Source organism: Mobilitalea sibirica, assembly GCF_015999265.1.
GTDB classification, from domain to species: domain Bacteria; phylum Bacillota; class Clostridia; order Lachnospirales; family Lachnospiraceae; genus Mobilitalea; species Mobilitalea sibirica.
In genome coordinates this window covers 1-19170 of record NZ_JAEAGR010000026.1, presented here as the reverse complement: position 1 = coordinate 19170, position 19170 = coordinate 1, and the positions used below count along the sequence as shown (strand labels likewise).

22 protein-coding genes are annotated in these 19170 nt (G+C 33.4%); 4 read left to right on the top strand and 18 right to left on the bottom strand.

The window, feature by feature from the left end; translation table 11 throughout:
• Together I5677_RS16755 and I5677_RS16750 are read right to left on the bottom strand one after the other, a co-directional pair.
• A partial coding sequence (locus I5677_RS16755) for a DUF5704 domain-containing protein (protein WP_243456634.1) occupies positions 1–2570 on the bottom strand: 2570 nt, incomplete at its 3' end.
• Positions 2567–3853 (bottom strand): hypothetical protein, encoded by a 1287-nt coding sequence (locus tag I5677_RS16750; protein ID WP_197662800.1) that lies wholly within the window; start codon positions 3851–3853, stop codon positions 2567–2569. The genes I5677_RS16755 and I5677_RS16750, both read right to left, overlap by 4 nt.
• Positions 3854–4004: 151 nt before the next feature.
• On the opposite strand from I5677_RS16750, the gene I5677_RS16745 reads away from it, so the two are divergent.
• A complete protein-coding gene (locus tag I5677_RS16745) occupies positions 4005–4157 on the top strand; it encodes a ribbon-helix-helix domain-containing protein (protein WP_197662799.1) in 153 nt (50 codons plus the stop codon).
• Between the two features lie 193 nt (positions 4158–4350).
• Here I5677_RS16745 and I5677_RS16740 read toward each other — a convergent pair whose 3' ends face one another.
• From I5677_RS16740 to I5677_RS16720, 5 genes are all read right to left on the bottom strand, one after another.
• Positions 4351–4563, bottom strand: a complete 213-nt coding sequence (locus I5677_RS16740) for a hypothetical protein (protein ID WP_197662798.1) — start codon at positions 4561–4563, stop codon at positions 4351–4353.
• A 92-nt stretch (positions 4564–4655) separates the two neighbouring features.
• The gene (locus I5677_RS16735; protein WP_197662797.1) at positions 4656–6230 is read right to left on the bottom strand and encodes a type IV secretory system conjugative DNA transfer family protein; all 1575 of its coding nucleotides are present in this window, start codon (positions 6228–6230) and stop codon (positions 4656–4658) included.
• 9 nt (positions 6231–6239) lie between these two features.
• The gene (locus I5677_RS16730; protein ID WP_197662796.1) at positions 6240–6461 is read right to left on the bottom strand and encodes a hypothetical protein; all 222 of its coding nucleotides are present in this window, start codon (positions 6459–6461) and stop codon (positions 6240–6242) included.
• A complete protein-coding gene (locus I5677_RS16725) occupies positions 6451–7467 on the bottom strand; it encodes a relaxase/mobilization nuclease domain-containing protein (RefSeq protein ID WP_197662795.1) in 1017 nt (338 codons plus the stop codon). Before I5677_RS16725 ends, I5677_RS16730 begins: the two co-directional genes overlap by 11 nt.
• The gene (locus I5677_RS16720) at positions 7428–7745 is read right to left on the bottom strand and encodes a MobC family plasmid mobilization relaxosome protein (RefSeq protein WP_197662794.1); all 318 of its coding nucleotides are present in this window, start codon (positions 7743–7745) and stop codon (positions 7428–7430) included. Before I5677_RS16720 ends, I5677_RS16725 begins: the two co-directional genes overlap by 40 nt.
• A gap of 73 nt (positions 7746–7818) precedes the next feature.
• On the opposite strand from I5677_RS16720, the gene I5677_RS16715 reads away from it, so the two are divergent.
• Complete coding sequence (locus tag I5677_RS16715) at positions 7819–7965, top strand: hypothetical protein (protein WP_197662793.1); 147 nt, start codon at positions 7819–7821, stop codon at positions 7963–7965.
• 395 nt (positions 7966–8360) lie between these two features.
• Here I5677_RS16715 and I5677_RS16710 read toward each other — a convergent pair whose 3' ends face one another.
• From I5677_RS16710 to I5677_RS16670, 9 genes are all read right to left on the bottom strand, one after another.
• Positions 8361–8552, bottom strand: coding sequence for an antitoxin VbhA family protein (locus I5677_RS16710; RefSeq protein WP_197662792.1), 192 nt, complete (start codon positions 8550–8552; stop codon positions 8361–8363).
• A gap of 95 nt (positions 8553–8647) precedes the next feature.
• A complete protein-coding gene (locus I5677_RS16705) occupies positions 8648–8908 on the bottom strand; it encodes a hypothetical protein (protein ID WP_197662791.1) in 261 nt (86 codons plus the stop codon).
• Positions 8895–9677 (bottom strand): ParA family protein, encoded by a 783-nt coding sequence (locus tag I5677_RS16700; protein WP_197662790.1) that lies wholly within the window; start codon positions 9675–9677, stop codon positions 8895–8897. The genes I5677_RS16705 and I5677_RS16700 overlap by 14 nt, the downstream gene beginning before the upstream one ends.
• Positions 9678–11128: 1451 nt before the next feature.
• A complete protein-coding gene (gene tnpB / locus I5677_RS16695; RefSeq protein WP_197662789.1) occupies positions 11129–12229 on the bottom strand; it encodes an IS200/IS605 family element RNA-guided endonuclease TnpB in 1101 nt (366 codons plus the stop codon).
• Complete coding sequence (gene tnpA / locus I5677_RS16690) at positions 12162–12632, bottom strand: IS200/IS605 family transposase (protein WP_243456633.1); 471 nt, start codon at positions 12630–12632, stop codon at positions 12162–12164. Before tnpA ends, tnpB begins: the two co-directional genes overlap by 68 nt.
• A 101-nt stretch (positions 12633–12733) precedes the next feature.
• Positions 12734–12907, bottom strand: a complete 174-nt coding sequence (locus tag I5677_RS16685) for a hypothetical protein (protein WP_197662788.1) — start codon at positions 12905–12907, stop codon at positions 12734–12736.
• A 170-nt stretch (positions 12908–13077) separates the two neighbouring features.
• Entirely contained in the window at positions 13078–13575 is a 498-nt protein-coding gene (locus I5677_RS16680; RefSeq protein ID WP_197662787.1) for a hypothetical protein, read from the bottom strand.
• A gap of 607 nt (positions 13576–14182) precedes the next feature.
• Entirely contained in the window at positions 14183–14422 is a 240-nt protein-coding gene (locus I5677_RS16675; protein WP_197662786.1) for a hypothetical protein, read from the bottom strand.
• A 137-nt stretch (positions 14423–14559) separates the two neighbouring features.
• Positions 14560–15132, bottom strand: a complete 573-nt coding sequence (locus I5677_RS16670) for a recombinase family protein (RefSeq protein WP_197662785.1) — start codon at positions 15130–15132, stop codon at positions 14560–14562.
• Between the two features lie 166 nt (positions 15133–15298).
• Between I5677_RS16670 and I5677_RS16665 the strand changes: the two genes are divergently transcribed.
• Complete coding sequence (locus I5677_RS16665; protein WP_197662784.1) at positions 15299–15811, top strand: hypothetical protein; 513 nt, start codon at positions 15299–15301, stop codon at positions 15809–15811.
• Positions 15812–16657: 846 nt separating this feature from the next.
• Positions 16658–16876 (top strand): hypothetical protein, encoded by a 219-nt coding sequence (locus I5677_RS16660; RefSeq protein ID WP_197662783.1) that lies wholly within the window; start codon positions 16658–16660, stop codon positions 16874–16876.
• A gap of 43 nt (positions 16877–16919) precedes the next feature.
• On the opposite strand, the gene I5677_RS16655 is transcribed toward I5677_RS16660, so the two are convergent.
• Positions 16920–17711 carry a ParA family protein gene (locus I5677_RS16655; RefSeq protein WP_197662782.1) on the bottom strand — a complete coding sequence of 264 codons (792 nt, stop codon included), beginning with the start codon at positions 17709–17711 and terminating at the stop codon, positions 16920–16922.
• Positions 17712–17773: 62 nt separating this feature from the next.
• The coding region (locus I5677_RS16650; protein ID WP_330617953.1) for a hypothetical protein at positions 17774–19170 on the bottom strand (1397 nt) is incomplete at its 5' end.

Genomic DNA, 19170 nt, shown 5'->3' with positions numbered 1-19170 from the left:
CTTCCAATAACAACCCAGGTACCGGCTTTAACATATTTATCATTTTCCGGATCTTTGTCTTTGCCTATATCCATATATACATCAAAAGAAAACTTAACCTCATTTCTTAATATCCCTTCCTTAGATGCAATATATGATATATCCGGATCCCTTAATGATCTCGAAATGTCTCTGGTGTAATACCCTAACTTATTACTATGAGGGCCATTGTTAGAGATATTAACTTCAAAATCTGATAAATTAGAATCGGGATCTAGTACTAATTGTACGCAGTTATCACTAGGGCTTAATAGCTGAACATATTGGTCATTATCAGAGGCTATAATAGGCTTACATACCACCGGGGTATGAATAACAACATTATTAATGCCATTAATAGGATAATAGATATAATGCTGTTTTGATGGATTAACCGTTGCTATACTGGAATATGTAATTGTGCCATTGGATCCGTATGTTCCATTCTTCTTTTTAGCTTCGATAATTTGACCAGGTTTATATAATACGTTATTATCTGTAAACGTTTCACATTGAGGTATTGCGGAGGTGTTTATATCCGGAGCTTCCGTTTCAACAACTTGATCACTTATTACCGTGCTTCCATTAAAGTTCAAATAATCACTTTTTACTTTTATCTTTCCTGTCTGTGTTAGAGCAGTATAATTAGCTTCTGATATAAACTCTTCCATAGGAACAGGCGGTTTCCTTGTAGGATCATTTGGATCTGATATTGTTTGAGAAGGAAGATTTATGCCGACTGCCTTTTCTTGTGGGGGAATAATATGATCATCTTCTTGGCCGGAATGTCTTACCGTAACAGAAGGAGGATTGTAATATGTATAGTTTGGACGTATTGTAATCGATCCGTCCGGGAGAGCAAAATTTCTCAGTTCTGCATTATCAATTTTATAGCATTCAAGATTTTCTATTTCCCAATATCCGTATGCCCTCGGTACCGTTACATGGTGCTTTACTGTTATGGTTTCTGTTAATGGCTCACCACCGCCGGCACTTTCCGGAGTTGCCGTTTCCCAATTCAAAATATAATCTTTTGAAACTTCTATGACGTAATTTTTAATACCTACTTTTTTTACAAAGCTATAACCGAGCAAATAATTTTTTGCAATCACTTCGCCGTATAAGCTTTCTGTTGTTGGTACCCCTTTTATTGCTTGAAACCTCATTGAACTTCGGTTGTCTGCTTGTATCACACCGGTTGTAACTACATTAGTAAATGGTAAAGAAACCGAATCCGGCTCAGGAGCCACTACCTCTGGTATGGAAGGGGTAGGTGTTGGTGTTACCGGAAGAGGGGTAGGTGTTGGCCCAGGTTCATAAACCATATGAAATGTAGCAACACTATCTTTTTTTGCATCCGGCATTACATAATTATTGATTTTTTCCGTATTTCCATTTATCGTTTTCTTTGCTTCCGGATCTCTTTGTGTATATGTTAGATACCACTTATTTTGATAATTATATGTTCCTTTAAGTGTCTTTTGTGTTTCCGGAATACTATAATTAAATTGCGTACCTGCTGTAGTTTTTACTTTACTTTTTAAATCTTGTAGCTTGTTTCCTTTATTGTCGACTGCAATTACTTCTACCCAATAAGGATCTGTTTTTACAACATCATATTCCATTTTTATAGTTAAGGTAGATCCGGGCAATGCATCCGGAACTTCGTTTAAGTAGGCAACTGGGCCGGTCTTTGAGGGCATTTCTAAAATGTTTCCTGTTTTACGATCCGTGTAAACATAATGCCACTTATCGGTATATTTATAACTTGTCCCACCTGCAGATATGGTTTTTTCTTGATCTGGTAATTGGTAACTATATGTTTCTCTGTATATTACTTTTTTAACAGGATCTAGATTATCTTTAATAACGTTTTTTTGTTGATCCACCGCAACCACTTTAATATTATATGTACTTTTAACGCTTAGATCGAAACGCATATTATAGTAACTTGGTATCTTTGTCTGAGTACCTGGGCCCCATTCAGTATAACCTAATCTGTATTTGATAGGAGCCTTTAGCATTTCTTGAACACCAATTACATCATTAACAACCCTTTTATCCCCTTTATAAATATCATAGACAACATGAAGGTAAATAGGAACGGTACCATTTCCGATACTCTCGCCGGTCATACCTAATTTACCGGCCATACCGACTATATCATTAAATCTTAATGTATATAGTGTTTTAATAGTAGTACCATTATCGCTTTCCGGATCTACAACTGCATAAATTCGATTGTTTTTAGCACTACTAGGAAAGTTTCCAGATGTATTATATTTTTCTGTGGTTAATATAAATCCGTCCGTTTTATAATAATTTTCATTGGTTTTTTTATTATGGGTTCCCCTTAATACTATTAATCCTTCTTCCTGATCAATATTAAAAACTTCAAGATACTCATTATCATAATAATCATCTATTATCCATGTATTATTTGTAGCCGCATCTACAAATAACATTTTAATATCAGCAAATGCAAAGTTTACGATTAGAGCAATAATAAGAAAAGCTGATATAACTCCTTTTCTTAAATATGTTTTATTCATTGAACAATCTCCCTTCCAGGATCAAAATCTACACATAAAACACCTATGTTTCCTGTTGAATTATAATCATCAAGCTGAATATTATAATATCCTTCTTTCCAATCTCCTAATGAAAATCCTCCTATATCTGCATATCCATTATTTAGTAATATCTTATCATATGACCATTTTGACAGAGGGGTATTTCCATCAGGAATAGATACATCTTCAGAAGAAATAATACGATATTTTACATATACTCGCATATAAAATGAATGATTATAATAATATAGCGTTGAGCCATCAATCGCTATTTTTTTATATTCCACTATTGTTTTATTTGGCATCATCTTTTTTATATAATTATCAATCTTTTTTCTAGGAAACCATTCATAGTCAGTTCCATACTGATAATTTGTTTTTAGAACGTCCTCGATCCATTTATCATCTATCGTCCTGTAATCTACATTAAAAACCAATTCTAAATGTTTTCTAGCATTTTCAACCCACTCATTAATTCTTTCTTTTCTTAGGAATCCGAAATCACTATAGCTATCATCTTTTATATTATCAATATCTACCGGAGCAGCATAATCAAATAAACTTTTCATCTTCTTATCCGGGTTTAATCTTGATATTGTCTGATATTTTAACTCCCACTCATAGTATTTATTAGGATAACTAGCCAAGATATAAGGGAACAGATCTGAGTTTTTAGGAAGATTAGTTGTCCTGATCAACTGGCCGTCTGGGCTGATAGATGCTCGCAAGGATTTATTTCTAATTAATTTAATACACCCCAGAGCTCCGGATCTGGTTATCTTTTTATCTCCCCGAAACTCTCTATCTGTAGCATAATCTCCATTGCTATATCCTTTTATGAAGCCTTTCAGATAGCATTTAACTACATCGGTACGTTTTGATGCTTGAATGCTCTTAATATCAGATATACGCTTTTCTAGAGCTAAATTAATTAAGTCAGGATCCAAAGTATCACCATAGAGGTATTCATCAGCCCTGTTTAAAAGGAGAGCTGCGTCTGTCCTGGTTAAATAATCAGAATATGACTTAATTTCACCATCTTTAATTAATCCGGCTGCAGCTGCAGTTGATATGTATGATTCATTGGTATTCTTTTCAACCGGCAATTTCAATTCATCAACTATAGCGTTAATAAAATCATCGGTCTTAATGTACTTGCTTGCTGCAGATGCTTCTGCAGGTAACATAACAAAAACAATTGCAACGATTAGTAATATTACCGTAATAATCGATTTAACGCTTATCATTTTTTTGTTTCTCATTGGTTTTATCCTCCATTTCTCAATTTAAATCGATACTATATATTTACAATTATATTATACCCTATATATACCAACTTGTCAACAACCTTGTACCAACTTGACACATATTATAAAATATGATATTCTAAAAATAAAAAAGGATGAATTTTTCATGGGAGAAATAGCACCAACCAATACACGTACAAATATTACAATTCCAAAGGAATTGAAGGCTAAATTAGAGGGGATTGCAAAGGAACAAAACAGAAGTTTCAACAACTTGGTGATAACCATTCTTAAGGAATACGTTTCTTCTACGCAATAAATCTGGCAGTTTTGATCCATAGCTAAGACAAAGGGGGTGACTTCATGTCACCCCTTCTCGTGAATTTTGAAGTATTATAAAAGCAACTCCAAAAAAGGAGGGGGTGACTTCATGTCACCCCCTCCTTAAATTCAAAGATATATATACTGTTTAAATTAGTAGCAAAAACACACCGTAGTGCACCTATCTGCTTTTAATGTGTTATTAGTTCATTGTATTTTTTTTCAAATATTTCGTGTACTCTTTCCACTTCATCGAGAATAAGGTCATCTGTTTTCTGCATCTTCTTTATTTCTCTTTTTACTTCCTTTAAGTTATTTTCAAGATTATTTGCTTTTAAATCTAGTTTATCAATCTTTGTATTCATTTCTGATAGCATTTTTAAAATTAATTCTTCATTGTTCATGGTCCTATACCTCCATTGACTATATTGTATCACAAAACTGGTTCACAACCATATATTTTTTATTAATTTGTTGCGACGTCGCAACAATATCATTAAAATTTTTCTATATCCCAAAAAGCAAGATCTAGTTTAACCGGCTGCAGCCTAGGTGCTAACAAAATAGGTTGTTCAAGATTAGCCCATTCCTCTGGCCGGATCAGAGGAGTTCCTTGTTCTGACTTACTGCTTCCCCAGGCACTAGTTGAAAATGATTCACCTTTTGCCATTACAGTTTTTTGACCGGCAAGATCAGAAAAATATTTCTGTGTCTCCGGATCTGTTGCAGAAAGAATAAATTTAAACCTGCAGTTATCGGCTATGACTTTTCTCTCATCTTTTCCATAGATTTTATCCAGCTGTGCCATGGATTGAATAACGCACATGATATGAACGTTTCGACTACGCAGCGTTGCTAAAGCATTTGTTAATCCATCAATCTTTGATAGTCTTGGTGTCTCATCAATAGCTATTAAGATAGGCGGTTCTTTCCTCTCTTCCCTTTTGCTAAGATGTTTAAGCACTTGACTAATTATAACTGTTAAAAGCCCTTTGTACTGCTCTATCAAATGTTCTGATACCCTTAAATATACCGTAGCTCCCTCTTCTAAAGTTTCCGGAGACCAATCTGATTTTCTAGTTGCTTTATGTATATTTTGATCTGTTGCAATGGTGATTAGTTTTGATTTAAGCTCACCCATGATACCGCCCAATGTTTTCTCAGGTAAATCATACGTAATACTTGCCAAAATTCTCACTTCTCGAATATCACTGTTTCTGCAATGTTCCACCAATTCTGTAATAGGCGTAGTACATAATGTCTCTGCTATTTCTGGAAGAGTTTTATTTGTATATGCTCCTTCATATACAAACGCAGATAAAATAGCTTGTGCTGATTGTGCCCAAAAAGGTTCTCCCTTTTCTGGAATAGGTATTAATGTTCTTGCAAGGTCTTGGGCCTGATCTATTGTTTTGCATTGAACAATAGGATCATAGCAATCTCCTTCCCCTTCCGGATTAAATACATATACTTTTCCAAATACTTTTCTTCGGTCACTCGTTTTTTTGGATAACTCCCCTTTAATATCCATTACCAAAGCAGCACCTTGCCATCTTAACAAAGTTGGAATAACTACCCCTCGACTCTTTCCTGTTCCTGTTCCCCCAGTGATAAGTACATGACCTTCTACAGTTGGAGGTTTAGATATTATTTTTTTATTTATTTTTCCAAATATAATTCCATCACCGGTTAATCCTGTTTTTAATATCTCACTAATATCTGAAAATCTAGCTTTTCCAAAGTTCTGATTCTTGCTTGCTTTTGCCATATTAAAATATTTCTTTGCTCTATGCTCACCACCAATGAGTAATATAAAAAAAATTAATATCATCGCAATTAAAACTATAAAATATGGCTCTTTTAACAATGTTTTAAACTCGCTAGTCGGCATTGATATATATTTTTTAAATTCTGATTTCGAAATTCCCATAAGCATCATTAATATCTTATTTAAGCCTATACCAATCAAAAAATAAATGCCTGCCATGATATAGTTGTGAATATATATCCCTATTCTCCCTTTAACATTCTTGCTAATTAATTTTGCTACGCTATCATTTAAGAAAAACATACTTCCCCCTTATTTCAAAAATGTAATATATGCTAATAAACCAAATAAAAATGGAGTTATAATAAGGTTTATTATAAATAATATATCGAATATTTTTTTTCGCCCATAATAGCTCGCAAAACGATTTCTTGCCTCAATCTTAAGTTTCTCCAGCTCTACAACATATTCTTGTGTCATTTTACCGATTTCATTAAGATTGTTAACCAAGAATGTCCGCATACTATCGTTCACTTTCCCAACCTCTTTCTCTAGCTCGTTCTTTAGTGTCTCGTTGATGTTGGTTAGTTTCTCTATCTTCTCGTTGATTATCATCGTATTCATGTTCGTTGTATCTTTTACTGATTCCTTGAATATTATCATATCTTTTGTGAAGTTCTCTAGAGCTTGCTTCAATTCCACGTTTTCCAGTTCGATCAGTTCGGAATTTATCTTCGCTTTCTTTTCCTCTTTTAGCTCCTCTATCTTTTCTCTGTTGTTCATTTGTCCTAAATTCATTTTCTAAGCTCTCCTTTCCATAGTCCTCTTTAAAGGTTTTTGTTAGGTTGCTGTTTCGTACTTTGTTTCCTTCTTTATCCTTAAAGGTAATGTGTTTTCGCTTATCATCCCACTTTACCTCATAACCTTTTTCTTTCATAAGTTCTATGAATTCTGTTCTACTCATTGCCTTTTCTTTTGCTTGGTTTACTGCCAGGGCAGTTTCTACAACGTAGCTTTTACACTTGCCTGATATAGCTTTTTCTAAGGTCTTGTACTTGTCCATATTGTAGGAGCTTATTTCTTTTCCTTTTTTGCATACTGTTAAATTGTTTTGCCGGCACAACTCATCGGAATAATTTTTCATTTTTTCTAAATCTTTTTTTCTCCATTGAAGCTTACGTCCATTTTCATAGTTAACCGAGTTAACAATAATGTGTGAGTGAATATGGCTCTTATCTTTGTGGGTTGCGATTAATATTTCATGTCCTTTAAACTTGTCCTTAACTAGTTCATAGGCAATTTGATGGGCTTGCTCTGGTGATATCTTTTCTTCCGGAGAAAATGATTGTATGAAGTGTTTATATTGCCTACCTTCGATTTTATGCCACAAATTTTTTGTGGCTTTCATTTCTTCAATGGCACTAAACGGATTACAGCCCACACCGCTAATTAATCTTTCTTCTGTCTTTTCTTTTTTAGTCACATAGTTGATTGCATTTCCTATGCTTGCTTTTGAATTGACCGCCTTAATAATTGCCATACTTCTTTCATCTCCTTGCTAATATCATCAAGCTCTTTCGAACAATTCGCTTTTCCCTGATGAACCGCTTTCGTAAGCTGATTGAGATTATTTCCTATTCTTTTAAGTTCAATTGCTAATTCATGTATTCCCTCAACGACTATGATTTCTTTTCCTAAAGAGCACTTAAGAAGATATTCATTCTGCGTTAAAGTTGAACGTTCAACTTTTTTCTTAATACGGTTATACTCACTTTCAGAGGCCCGTATGACAATCTGTTTTGGTCTGCTCCTATTCATCTGATTTCACCTCTTTCATTTACTTTCAAATGTGTCCATGATATGTTTCTATGAGCTTGAGGACATTCGTTATATGAATGGCAGCAAGCGAAGATATAACTTCATAAATGAGCTATCACGAAGTGATCAGCGAATGAATGAAGTTATTCGGATGCATTTCTGGAGCAATCCGGCTGCAGCTTGCTGCTGCGGATCTGCGAGAAGAAATGTGTCCGACTAGGGGGGATTGAAGGGGGGCTTTGCCACCCTCACAAGCCCTAAAGTGTAGGCATGAGCGGAGCGAATGGCTATCACTTTAGGGAGCTTGCCATATCCCCCTTTTATAGTATATCACGGAGGGATATTCTGTCAATGGGGGATATGTGAAAAGCTTCGATATGCCAATATCAGAGTAGAGCTTAATCCCTTAGGAGACAATTTCACCGACATAAGAAAATTGTCAAGGGGAAGGTGTGGAGATTTTCGACCACCGGGAGAAAATACTACCCGGCCTTGATAATTTGCGTTGGAGGAGATAAATGGCTCCGTAGGGAATTAACGAAACGGAACTATAGCCGAGAAAAAAAGAAGAGAGAGAGGGGGTGACACAATGTCACCCCCTCTTATGGCTTTTATTCATTTTGAAATACTCTCAATGATCATTTTGTTAATTTCATCGATCTCTAATTCACCGTTGATATACATGTCAAATAATTTTATTGTTTCTTCTGTCGGGTAGCCGGCATCTATTTGAGATATTGTTAATGCATCTTCAACAAGCTTTTTACGTTCTTCCTTTGTTGTATCCTTAATTAAATAACTTTTCATAATTCCCCCTTTGAACTCAATTTTTGTTACTAGCAGAAATCTGCTATATAGATTCATTCCCGAAGGGGGTGACACGATGTCACCCCTGCTTTTACTTATGATCTTTTTCTGTAATCATCAATAATCTGATTAACAAAAGCTGTACTACTTATTCCTCTTCTTCGGCTCTCTATTGTAATATATTCATGATTTATATCTGAAAAAGCCATATTTATTCGTTTTAACTTTTGGCCCTTTCTACCCTGTGTTGTTCCTATCTCTTTTCGCTCTACTTGTACATGTTGTACTTCTTGTGTATTTATATTAAAATCAAGGTTATCAGTTGCCCCAAATTTACTAGATTTATTCAATGCCATATCTATCTCCTTTTAGTAATTCATTCGTAAACTCTATATAATCGAGGGAAGTTGTAGAATTTGGTGCATAGTCAATTAATGCATTTCTTAAAGCCTGGGCTTCTCTTGCTTTTACGCTTTCCCTTATAAATGTTTTAAATAATTTGGTGTTCATTTGTTCTGCTATGGTTTCAAGTGACTCCCTGACTTCTTGTGAAAGGTTAGTTCTTGGATTGAATTTCACTAAAAGTAAACCGGCTATATACAAGTTTGGATTTTGTCTTTTCTTAATTGCTTGTATCGTCTGGCTTAATTGTGATAATCCCTGTAATCCGTATCGATCAGCAGTAACCGGTATTATTACTTTAGTGGCAGCAATCAAGCAGTTATACAGTAGGGTATTCATACTAGGTGCTGTATCAATTACAATATAATCGTATCCTTTTAATTCTGTAAGCGCATCCTGAAGCCGATAAAGGCCATTTACATCACCATTTAATACCTCATCGGATTTTCTTAGTAACGGATCCGCAGCTATGAGTTGCCCCACTTCCGTTTTTTGTACTGCATCTTTCATTAATACTCTGTTCTTACCTGTCTCTAATAAGACATCATAAAGAGTTGCAGCTCCTTCAATTTCTCCTCGATATGTATCTGTGCTATTTCCTTGCATATCTGCATCAATCAAAAGAGTATTATATCCCAGTTTTGTAAGTATGCTTGATAGAGCTGTCGCTGTTGTTGTCTTTCCTATACCGCCTTTTTGGTTTGCAATTACTATTACTTCCATGATTAAACCTCCATAGTCATTTGCGAATAAAAATCTCTTTTCTCATTTACAACGCTTAAATCACTCTGATATTTTGGTGTAACTACAGCCAATGTAACATGACCACACCCAGAACAAATAAGCTGTACACTCCGGAATAATCTTCTTCAAAATCATCACTTCCAATGAATACTGACTCTTTTCATACTAAATCCCCTTGAACTTCTTGTACATATTGTGTAAACCTCTTATACTTATTGTACTTGTTATATTTACTATAGTCAATTCATTTTCTCTATTTTTATATAACTTTTAATTTATAAAGCATGTAATTTATTTATAATAGCAAGTCAACGGCTTCCGCTAGATTTGAGCAGAGTTACCCCCTTATTCAGGGGGTAAGCAAAAATCAAGTCACTCGGACGCTGAGTTCTCGCTTCGTTATACTAGTATGTTTCGTCTTAATATCTGCCCTAAGACTTCCAGTATACCCACATCAGATAACCACCAAACCATTACCGTCGTTCTCACGTTGTTTTGCCTTATTTTTTACAATACGGATCTGTGCCGGCAATCTCGCACATAAGACTTTTTAAAGTGGCTCTCTACCGTGTCATGTACCCACTCTCCATATGAGATTTTATCTTTTCTAGTAAAAAAGCATAAATTTAATATAAGTACCGTAAGCCTGTTTTCAAAAATTGGAAATCAGGGTACTTCTGCAACGTTGATATGTAAGCCAAAAACAATAAAAAATAGCCAGGTACTAAATACCTGGCTAGCTGTTTTCAATCAAATTTTATCTTGACCGATACAAAAAACGGTGTTATTATTATAATATATTAAGCCCAATCGGGGCTATCAAATATAATATAACAGTTTTCTGGCTACTTGGTATGTGTCGTACCTCTAGTCGCTTCACTTCCTCTGGTAAAGGATTTGAAGAAACTGTAGACCTTTCGAAAATGCTCTCTCTACAAAGGGAGCTATTTTCTTGTCTATTTTTATATTTTATTGTCTGTTTGCTATTTAATTTATCTTATACCTTTTTTTAGTAATTGTCAATTAGAATCTCAGAAAGTTTCTCAAGGTATAGTAGCGGAAACCCTTGATTTACTAGGGTGTACCCTATATGTTGAGACTGGTTTTAAGGTATAAAAAAGCCCCTATTTCTAGGGACTATCTTCTCAATGAGCTTTCTTTTTGTTTTACTTAGTCACGCTCTATGACCAAATCTTCTCAGCGAGCATTTTTTTGTTTTACTTGGTCACGCTCTATGACCAAATCTTCGCTATTTTTAATATTAATAGTTCAAGCTGCTTCTTTGTGGGTTATCACACCCTTTGACACTCCCCATAGATAAATCAAGGGGATTCTTGTTTCATCGAAAACTGCGTTTTCTCAAAAGAGATTTTAGTCTTATATTTTCTCCACAAGCGTAAATTCCCGTATGCCCTACGGTATTTTTATTATTATGCGCTCTGCTGTAATCCTTTAATTAGAATATTTATACTTGCGTTATTATCTCTGTCATGCTCTTTACTACAACAAGGACATATCCATTTTCTCACTGTAAGATTTTTAACATCTTTATTTAAATAGCCACAGTTACTACATGTTTGACTAGATGGATAGAAGGTTGGAATTCGTCTGATTTCAGTACCATACCAGACAGATTTGTATTCTAGCATCTTATAAAAATTTCCCCAAGCTACATCAGAAATTGACCTGGCTAGTTTATGATTTTTTAACATATTTCTTATCCGCAAGTTTTCGATACAGATTGTTTGGTTTTCACGTACTAATATCGTTGATTGCTTTTGTAAAAAATCATTTCTTTGATTGCTTATCTTTTCATGTGCTCTTGCAAGGCACAGCCTTTGTTTATCTCTATTCTTACTACCTTTTTGCTTTCTTGATAGTCTTTTTTGTTCTCTTTTCACTTTCTTTAACGTTTTATTCAGATATTTTGGATTTTCAATAACATTTCCATTGCTGTCGGAATAGAAACTTTTTATACCAACATCAATTCCTATCTTTCCACCATTATTAATTAATGGCTTAATTTCTTGTTTTACACAAAGAGAAATAAAATATTTTCCACTCGGTTTTCTTCTTAGGGTAGCATTTAAAATTGAACCTTCTATAAACATAGTCTGCTTGAACTTTATATGACCTAATTTGGGAATGTTTATGTATTTTCCGACAATTCTTATCCCATTATTCTGATTTCTGGTTCGATAGGACTGATTGTTGCTGCGTTTAGAATGAAACGTAGGATAGTTTGCTCTTTTTTCGAAAAAATTCTGAAAGCTTCTATCAAGATTTCGCAGAGCTTCTTGTAAAGCCATGCTATCAGCTTCCTTTAACCACCCTAATTCTTTCTTTAGGTCTGTAAGCATTGCACTGGTTTTATAGTAAGATATGCCCTTTCCTGTTTCTTTATAGATATTTGTACGCACAGATAGAAAATGGTTGTATACATATCTGCAACAGCCCAGTGTTTTATTTATTTTTTCTTCCTGTGCTTTGGTTGGATATATTCTGAATACCATTCCTTTTGTGATTTCCATACTTTTTCCTTTCAGAAGTCTTTTGGTTTTCAATATAGTGTTTAACTATTTTCAATGTTACACCGCCAACAGTAGCTACAAAATAGGAATTTGTCCATAATGTAGGCAATTTTGTTGTTAGTTCTTTAAACTCATCACGCAAAATGCGTGAAGTACGTCCTTTAATTGTTTTTACAACTTTATGAACTCCAAACTGTGGATCTACTTCCATCAACAAATGAACATGATCCGGCATGATTTCCATTTCTATAATTTCCACATTTATGTCAGCACACGTTTTGTTTATCAGCTCCTTTAATCGTGTTTCGATTTTGCCAACCAATACTTTTCTGCGGTATTTAGGACACCATACTACATGATATTTGCATGAATATACTATATTGTTATTGGTTTTATATTCCATATATGTATTATATAACTATCTCTTATATAATACAAGTTTTTTTAAAAAATAATCACCTGCCTGCAATGGTAGTGTGATTATTTATCTCTTATTTATTATTTTTAACTGATATAACATAGCTCCTCAATAATAAGGGCATTTGATTTCTGTGTTTTCTCAATTTCCCTTTTTACTTCCTTTAAGTTGTTATCAAGATTATTTGTTTTTAAATCTAGTTTATCAATCTTTGTATTCATTTCTTCCAACATTTTTAAAATTAATTCTTCATTGTTCACTTTTTTCTACCTCCAACAAAATAAAGAAAACAGACTATTCAGCCTGTTTCTTCTTTGTGGGGCTTTCACACCTTATAAATCTTCTTTATGAAAGCTTTCCTTATATATAATTGTATTATATATATTGATGAATAGCAATACCGTTTTACATTAGGTTAGCAATGGTTTAGTTATACTGCCTTAGTAATCGCCACTTCATTCTCTTTATGTATTCCTAGCTCCGCATGAAAGTTATGTAAAGTCGAATACTTATATTTATTATCGATACGTTCTCTACCTTTATAAGCTGCTTTGATATATCCTTGAATGTAATTTAGTACTGCCGTTTCTATTGTATTGTAATTATTTATTATAATATTCGTTTGAGAATTAGTAAGCCTCTGTGTTTGAGGGGTTTCAATGTGTTGTAGATTGTTCACAATTAGCATTTTTCTATAATCTAATCCTGCTCTTGGTTTTGATTGACTAGGTACTGGGAAAAACAATTTAGCATCTATGTATGGAAGATTTTTTCTTAAGGGAACTAATATATTATTGTTTTGATACTGAACTTTAATAAATAAATATTGTCTTTGTGATTGTTTCACATAATCGAACGGATCAAGCATTTCAATAAAACTACTATTCATTTTAAAATACTCTTCTTTGATAAAAACAAAGTTACTCATTAGTAAGCTCTCCCTAAAAACAGAGGGAATATCTTCCGATATTCCCTCGTTACTTTTACTTTCTACGGTTTTTATTTAGCCGGGTTTACCGCCAAGCACCCCAACTTTCTATGGTTTTTATTTAGCCGGGATAACCACCAATCTCCCCAACTTTATTTATATAGGGATAACCCTAATATAACAATTTTATTATTCCTAGTCCTAATTATATTATACTAGTAAGTAAAAAAATTAATAGTATTGATTAATTTTTTTTAATATGGTATAATATAAATCTTTAGCTCTTTGTATATACTATGCCATACTTTATATTTAATGCATTTCCTCTTGCTGACTTCATATGTAAAGGGGCGAGCATAAAAGTAGTCCCCTACGGGCTACCCCCTATTTATCCCTCTCTTCTCCCTTGACATTTTATTTTGTGTGTTTTTTTTAAGTATGAAGGATATACGGTAAATAACCCTTTATAAAAGTATTTCTTCATCTATTCAGGGTATCACACAAAATATTCTTAAATAAAAATCTTTGCACTGTTCCTCGCACCCCATTCAGGATTCCGGTAAATTTATTATTAAAACATATCTTCCTATACCTTTATTTTAAAATATTATACCAATAAATAATACTTTTCCTCTATTAACTTTATTCTTGTAATTTCTTCATTTTTAATATCATCATATTCGATATTCATATTAAAACCATAACATCCTGCATTAGCTATCAATACTTTTAACTCTCCATTAATTAATTTATTTATCATGTCCGATTTTAAAAATATATATCCACATCCTGTCATCATTTCAATATCTCTGTTTGTGTTTATTTTTAAAAATTCATTTAAAATCATATTTTTCTCTCCTTTTATTTATTTTATATACTTATATTACCACATATTAAAAAGGTGCCAGGAAAAGCTTTTTGAAAATTTTTCAATACGTTTTACTGAAAATTTTTCAAACATCTGCTTTTCCGCACCGTAATTCATCAAGTCTTTTCCAAAGATTTTTTATATCTTATAAGTGTGCTTTTACTTATGCCAGTAATCTCGTTCACCTGTCTATAGCTCATGGATCCAAGTAGTTCTAGGGCGTGACCGAGTTGTTTTTTTCCATACTGTTTCGGTCTACCTTCCCGGTAATCTTTCTTTTGCTTTGCAATTTCTTTTCCTTCTAATGTTCTTTCTACGATCATATCTCTTTCAAACTCTGCAAACGCAAAAAAGATATTACGAATTAATTTGCTGCTTGGGGTGTTATCCATGACCCCGATGTTTAATATATGTACTTTAACCCCTTTTTCGATAAGGGAATTAATCAATGTGCTTCCTGACGTCAAGCTCCTGGCAATCCGATCTAATTTTGTACACATGAGGGTATCTCCCTCATGTAATAATTCTAATAATAAAGTAAGCTGAGGCCGATCTGATTTCTTACCTGTAAAAGCATCAAAATATATTTTTTGTGCTCCATATTGTTTTAATGTGTTTTCTTGTACCTCTAAGCTATTTCCATCCCGGGCTTGTCCTTTGGTGCTTACTCTTGCATATCCATATATCAATTTTCTACCTCCACTTATTATTCTATGTTATGACACCCCTCAACCTCTTGATTAATCGTATTTTTATTTTATGTATCAAAACTTTTAAGTTATGACACTTTGTTGTCTGTTCTGTCATTGACAATTAAATATTGCCAGCTATAATATTATGAAAAGGGGGATTATTATGGATTTCAAACAAATTATTGATAACTTAGCGGTAGGTATAGGAAGTGGTATATTTGCTAGTATTATTGTAACGGTTGTATTTTATATTTTTAATGACTTTCAAAAAGAAATTGAAAAAGCAAAAGATATGACATATCCATTATGGGGGTTAATAGCTCTTAACTTAACGAAGGATGTTTCGAAAAATTTTGAAGTCAAAGATGTTGCAAATAAGTATTTTAGTGATGCTAATATTAATTTTGAACGTTTTGAGCCTTGGAAGTTTAAATACGAATTACATGTTATAATGGTTAATATATATGAGTTGTTAATTGATGGAAAATCTTATAATGCTATAGAGTCTGGAAAAACAGATCAATTATCCGATTTATTTATTCAAGAACTAAATAAACTTGACAATTGTGATCGGTATTTTGTAAAAGGATTTTTTAAGCGTATTATAAAAAATAAAATTATTATAAGTGCTTGTATGATTTTTTTATTAGTTGTTTTTTTATCTATATTTACTTGATTACATTGACCAACCATTGGTATTTCAATGGTTGGTTTTTTTATTTTATCTGATGAAAGACAATAAAAAAACATAATCTACTCCGTTACCCCTTACGAACTTTTCATTTATACCTATAATTATTATGAACAAATAATTATAGGCTTTTTTAATCTCAGATTGCCTGCATGGAGAGAAAGACGACATAGAATGATACACTTTTTTTAATTATAATTAAAGTACAAAGATGTCCCATATGTCCCAGGTATTTAAGGTATAATACATGTTAATTAAAATTAGCTAATATGAAAACATAGCATTAAGAGGCCAATATTTTAAAGTTTGTCCGATTTGTCCATATTTAATAAAGTATAATAAAGTTGACAATCAGATATTTCCGTTATTAATGTATTATGCTATAAAACAGGGTAACACAAGGGACATTCATGTATGGTATAAACAATTATAAAAGTTGTTCGATTTGTTCGCTTAACTAGGAGTATATTATAAATGTCACACATGTCACACTTATTTAAGTTAAACTTATAACTATTAGGATATGCAAATATGATATGACGGTTATAGGATGGTGCATTCAATAGATTGCGAATAAACTTTAAATTGCGGGGAGAAATAAAATTTTTTATTTGATATGATGATATTATGTAGTATCGATATATTCTTAATTAAAAATATATCGGCCATAATATAAAGGAATGTAATTGACACTACTGGAAAAAAGATTTGTTTTTGTTATAAAAAAAATTTATCTTTACAACATCCTGGGGGATAGGAGATGATATATATTATATCTTAATCTATTATATAAGGGGATGAACTTAAAAACGTGGAAGGGAGGAAGTGATATTGAGAGAATTTGCAGTGCTTTTTTTCTTGATTGTGTTGTTCTTTACTATTATTGTTTTAATTGCTATTTCCAAAGGGCAAGCAATTAATAAGCTAAAGATCAGCGTACCAAATATGCTAGAAATAGAAGCTGACATGGACAAAAGAAAAGAAAAAGCCGATGTTGCGAGCACCGGCTTTGACCAAAAGAAAAAACCTCATAAGAAGTATGGCAATTAGCCATACTTCTTTTTTATATTATAGCATAATGCTGAAATGATAATCAATAACATCCCATTGCCGGTTTGAAATCAGGTATATTTTCTCCTTCCACTTCATGCGCGAGCTTCATATAGTCTTTGCTTGCCTTACATTGAGGAGAATATTCCACTACATTAGTTTGCAAAATTTGAGCTTTATTAATATATGAGCTCTCCCGGATAAAAGTTTCGAATAACCGGATCCGGTTTCTCTTAATGAAGCGATCCATTAGTTCCTTAAGCAAACGGTTTATTGCGGGTTTTTCGGTGTACTTTACAAGAAGTATACCCATTATTTTTAATTTTTTATTTAAACGTTCCTGGATATCTTTTATCGTATCAAAAAGATGATCCAGTCCCTGCAAGGCATAAAAACTTTGCTCCATGGGAATGACCACATAATCGCTTGCTACAAGGCTGTTAATGGATAATATACCAAAGCTGGCCGGAGTATCTATAATTATATAGTCATATTTATCTTTAACCGGCTCCAAAGCGTTTCTTAACAAGAACTCCTTCCCTGCTCTTGAAAATTCATGATCAGCTTTACTTAAAGATATGTACGAAGGAATTATATCATAGTATTCATTAACTTGAACTGCATCATCGAAGCTACAGTTCCCTTTTAATAATTCATATATAGTGTAATCCGTATCTAGATATTCCAAACTGGCTAGTGTGAGATTCGCTTGTGGATCCAGATCCACCAAGAGACATTTGTTTCCCTTTATTGATAGACTGGCTGCAAGGTTTTGAGCGGTCGTGGTTTTTCCACTACCACCTTTTTGACTATTTATAGTAATTATTTTTCCCATCTCTCATATTCCCTTCCATGTAGGCTGCAGCTCTGCAGCCTATAAATACTGTTTTAGTTTGTTTAATAGATCGCTCCTGGTGTGTAATCTTGGCTCATACGCTTATTTGCGTAATAAATATAGAAGTCACCGGCAAACATATTAAATGTAGGCCCTTTATAGCTTGTCTTTTGCATTGCAGGCCCTTCTAATACCCACATACTACAATGTCCTTTATCTCTATAGTTTATTGCATTGGTATAACTTAGTCTTTTCTCTCCCTTTTCATTTACCGTATAGATATTAAAATTAATTATTAAGTACCCTTCATCTAGCCAAAAATCTTCTGAATAATCTACACCATACTTATCTGCATAATCCATAACATCAAAGCCTTTTGCAACTGCATGAACTTCATTAGGGAGATAATATTCTCCATACCAACGCTGTTTTCTTTCTTTAATATCGTTTTCTGTTACCTTTTTCGATGCAATAACAGCATCAAAGGATTTTAGGGCCTTTATCTCTGCTGCATAACTTTCATTTGCATATGTCCTAAAAGGTGCATTTAAGCGAATATCTTTAAAAGTATACATAGGAGATCTTTGAGCTAGATATCTTCCGTAGGAAGTATTTCTAAGTGCTGCAGTTAGCTTCATTTCATTTTCTGGAATGCCTAAGTATGGACTTCCGGTCTGCTGATATTTCATATTAATCTTATCTAATGCGCTATTCATTTTAACCAGGTGCCGGCTTTTTCCGTCGATTTCCTCTTTATAATATAAATCTACTTCCGTTCGATTTTTACCATCCTTATCAACGTAATAAAAGCTTGGTTTAATTGCAACATAGCATCCGTCATTATACATGCTGCCGGTTGTCTCCATGGAATACCGTAGCATATATCCTGTTTTTAAAATCCCCATGTTTTTATAATATGGATGGCTACCATTTACCAACGGAAACGTATATTTAATGTTCCGGCCGGTATCGTTTCCATATTGATCATTGGTACCAACGGTATAGGTATAAGAATAGTTCTTATTATAGGATGTTGTTCCGGTACCATCTAAATATTTGTTAGGGAAGTTCTTTTTTAAATCCAAAGAGTTTGGTACCCGAAAAGCCTCCTTCCATATTGGATAATCTGTTATATCATAAATCGTAAGACCGTATAAACGTCCGGACACTTCAAAATATTTTACATCTGTGGCCACGTATTTATTTAGATCTGTATTGGCATATTCTTCTGTACTGTTTATATATGGTTCACCATTAACAGCCACCGTTCTAAAGTCTGCAGCGTAAATCCCTTCTTCCACCCACATAGGAAGATAAAATCTAGGGGTGCTTCTTCCAATAACAACCCAGGTACCGGCTTTAACATATTTATCATTTTCCGGATCTTTGTCTTTGCCTATATCCATATATACATCAAAAGAAAACTTAACCTCATTTCTTAATATCCCTTCCTTAGATG

Bases quoted from the DNA above. Each gene is read 5' to 3' on its own strand.
- I5677_RS16750 (WP_197662800.1), bottom strand. From the start codon at position 3,853: ATGAGAAACAAAAAAATGATAAGCGTTAAATCGATTATTACGGTAATA.
- I5677_RS16745 (WP_197662799.1), top strand. From the start codon at position 4,005: ATGGGAGAAATAGCACCAACCAATACACGTACAAATATTACAATTCCA.
- I5677_RS16740 (WP_197662798.1), bottom strand. From the start codon at position 4,563: ATGAACAATGAAGAATTAATTTTAAAAATGCTATCAGAAATGAATACA.
- I5677_RS16735 (WP_197662797.1), bottom strand. From the start codon at position 6,230: ATGTTTTTCTTAAATGATAGCGTAGCAAAATTAATTAGCAAGAATGTT.
- I5677_RS16725 (WP_197662795.1), bottom strand. From the start codon at position 7,467: ATGGCAATTATTAAGGCGGTCAATTCAAAAGCAAGCATAGGAAATGCA.
- I5677_RS16720 (WP_197662794.1), bottom strand. From the start codon at position 7,745: ATGAATAGGAGCAGACCAAAACAGATTGTCATACGGGCCTCTGAAAGT.
- I5677_RS16715 (WP_197662793.1), top strand. From the start codon at position 7,819: ATGAATGGCAGCAAGCGAAGATATAACTTCATAAATGAGCTATCACGA.
- I5677_RS16710 (WP_197662792.1), bottom strand. From the start codon at position 8,552: ATGAAAAGTTATTTAATTAAGGATACAACAAAGGAAGAACGTAAAAAG.
- I5677_RS16705 (WP_197662791.1), bottom strand. From the start codon at position 8,908: ATGGCATTGAATAAATCTAGTAAATTTGGGGCAACTGATAACCTTGAT.
- I5677_RS16700 (WP_197662790.1), bottom strand. From the start codon at position 9,677: ATGGAAGTAATAGTAATTGCAAACCAAAAAGGCGGTATAGGAAAGACA.
- tnpB (WP_197662789.1), bottom strand. From the start codon at position 12,229: ATGGAAATCACAAAAGGAATGGTATTCAGAATATATCCAACCAAAGCA.
- tnpA (WP_243456633.1), bottom strand. From the start codon at position 12,632: ATGGAATATAAAACCAATAACAATATAGTATATTCATGCAAATATCAT.
- I5677_RS16680 (WP_197662787.1), bottom strand. From the start codon at position 13,575: ATGAGTAACTTTGTTTTTATCAAAGAAGAGTATTTTAAAATGAATAGT.
- I5677_RS16675 (WP_197662786.1), bottom strand. From the start codon at position 14,422: ATGATTTTAAATGAATTTTTAAAAATAAACACAAACAGAGATATTGAA.
- I5677_RS16665 (WP_197662784.1), top strand. From the start codon at position 15,299: ATGGATTTCAAACAAATTATTGATAACTTAGCGGTAGGTATAGGAAGT.
- I5677_RS16655 (WP_197662782.1), bottom strand. From the start codon at position 17,711: ATGGGAAAAATAATTACTATAAATAGTCAAAAAGGTGGTAGTGGAAAA.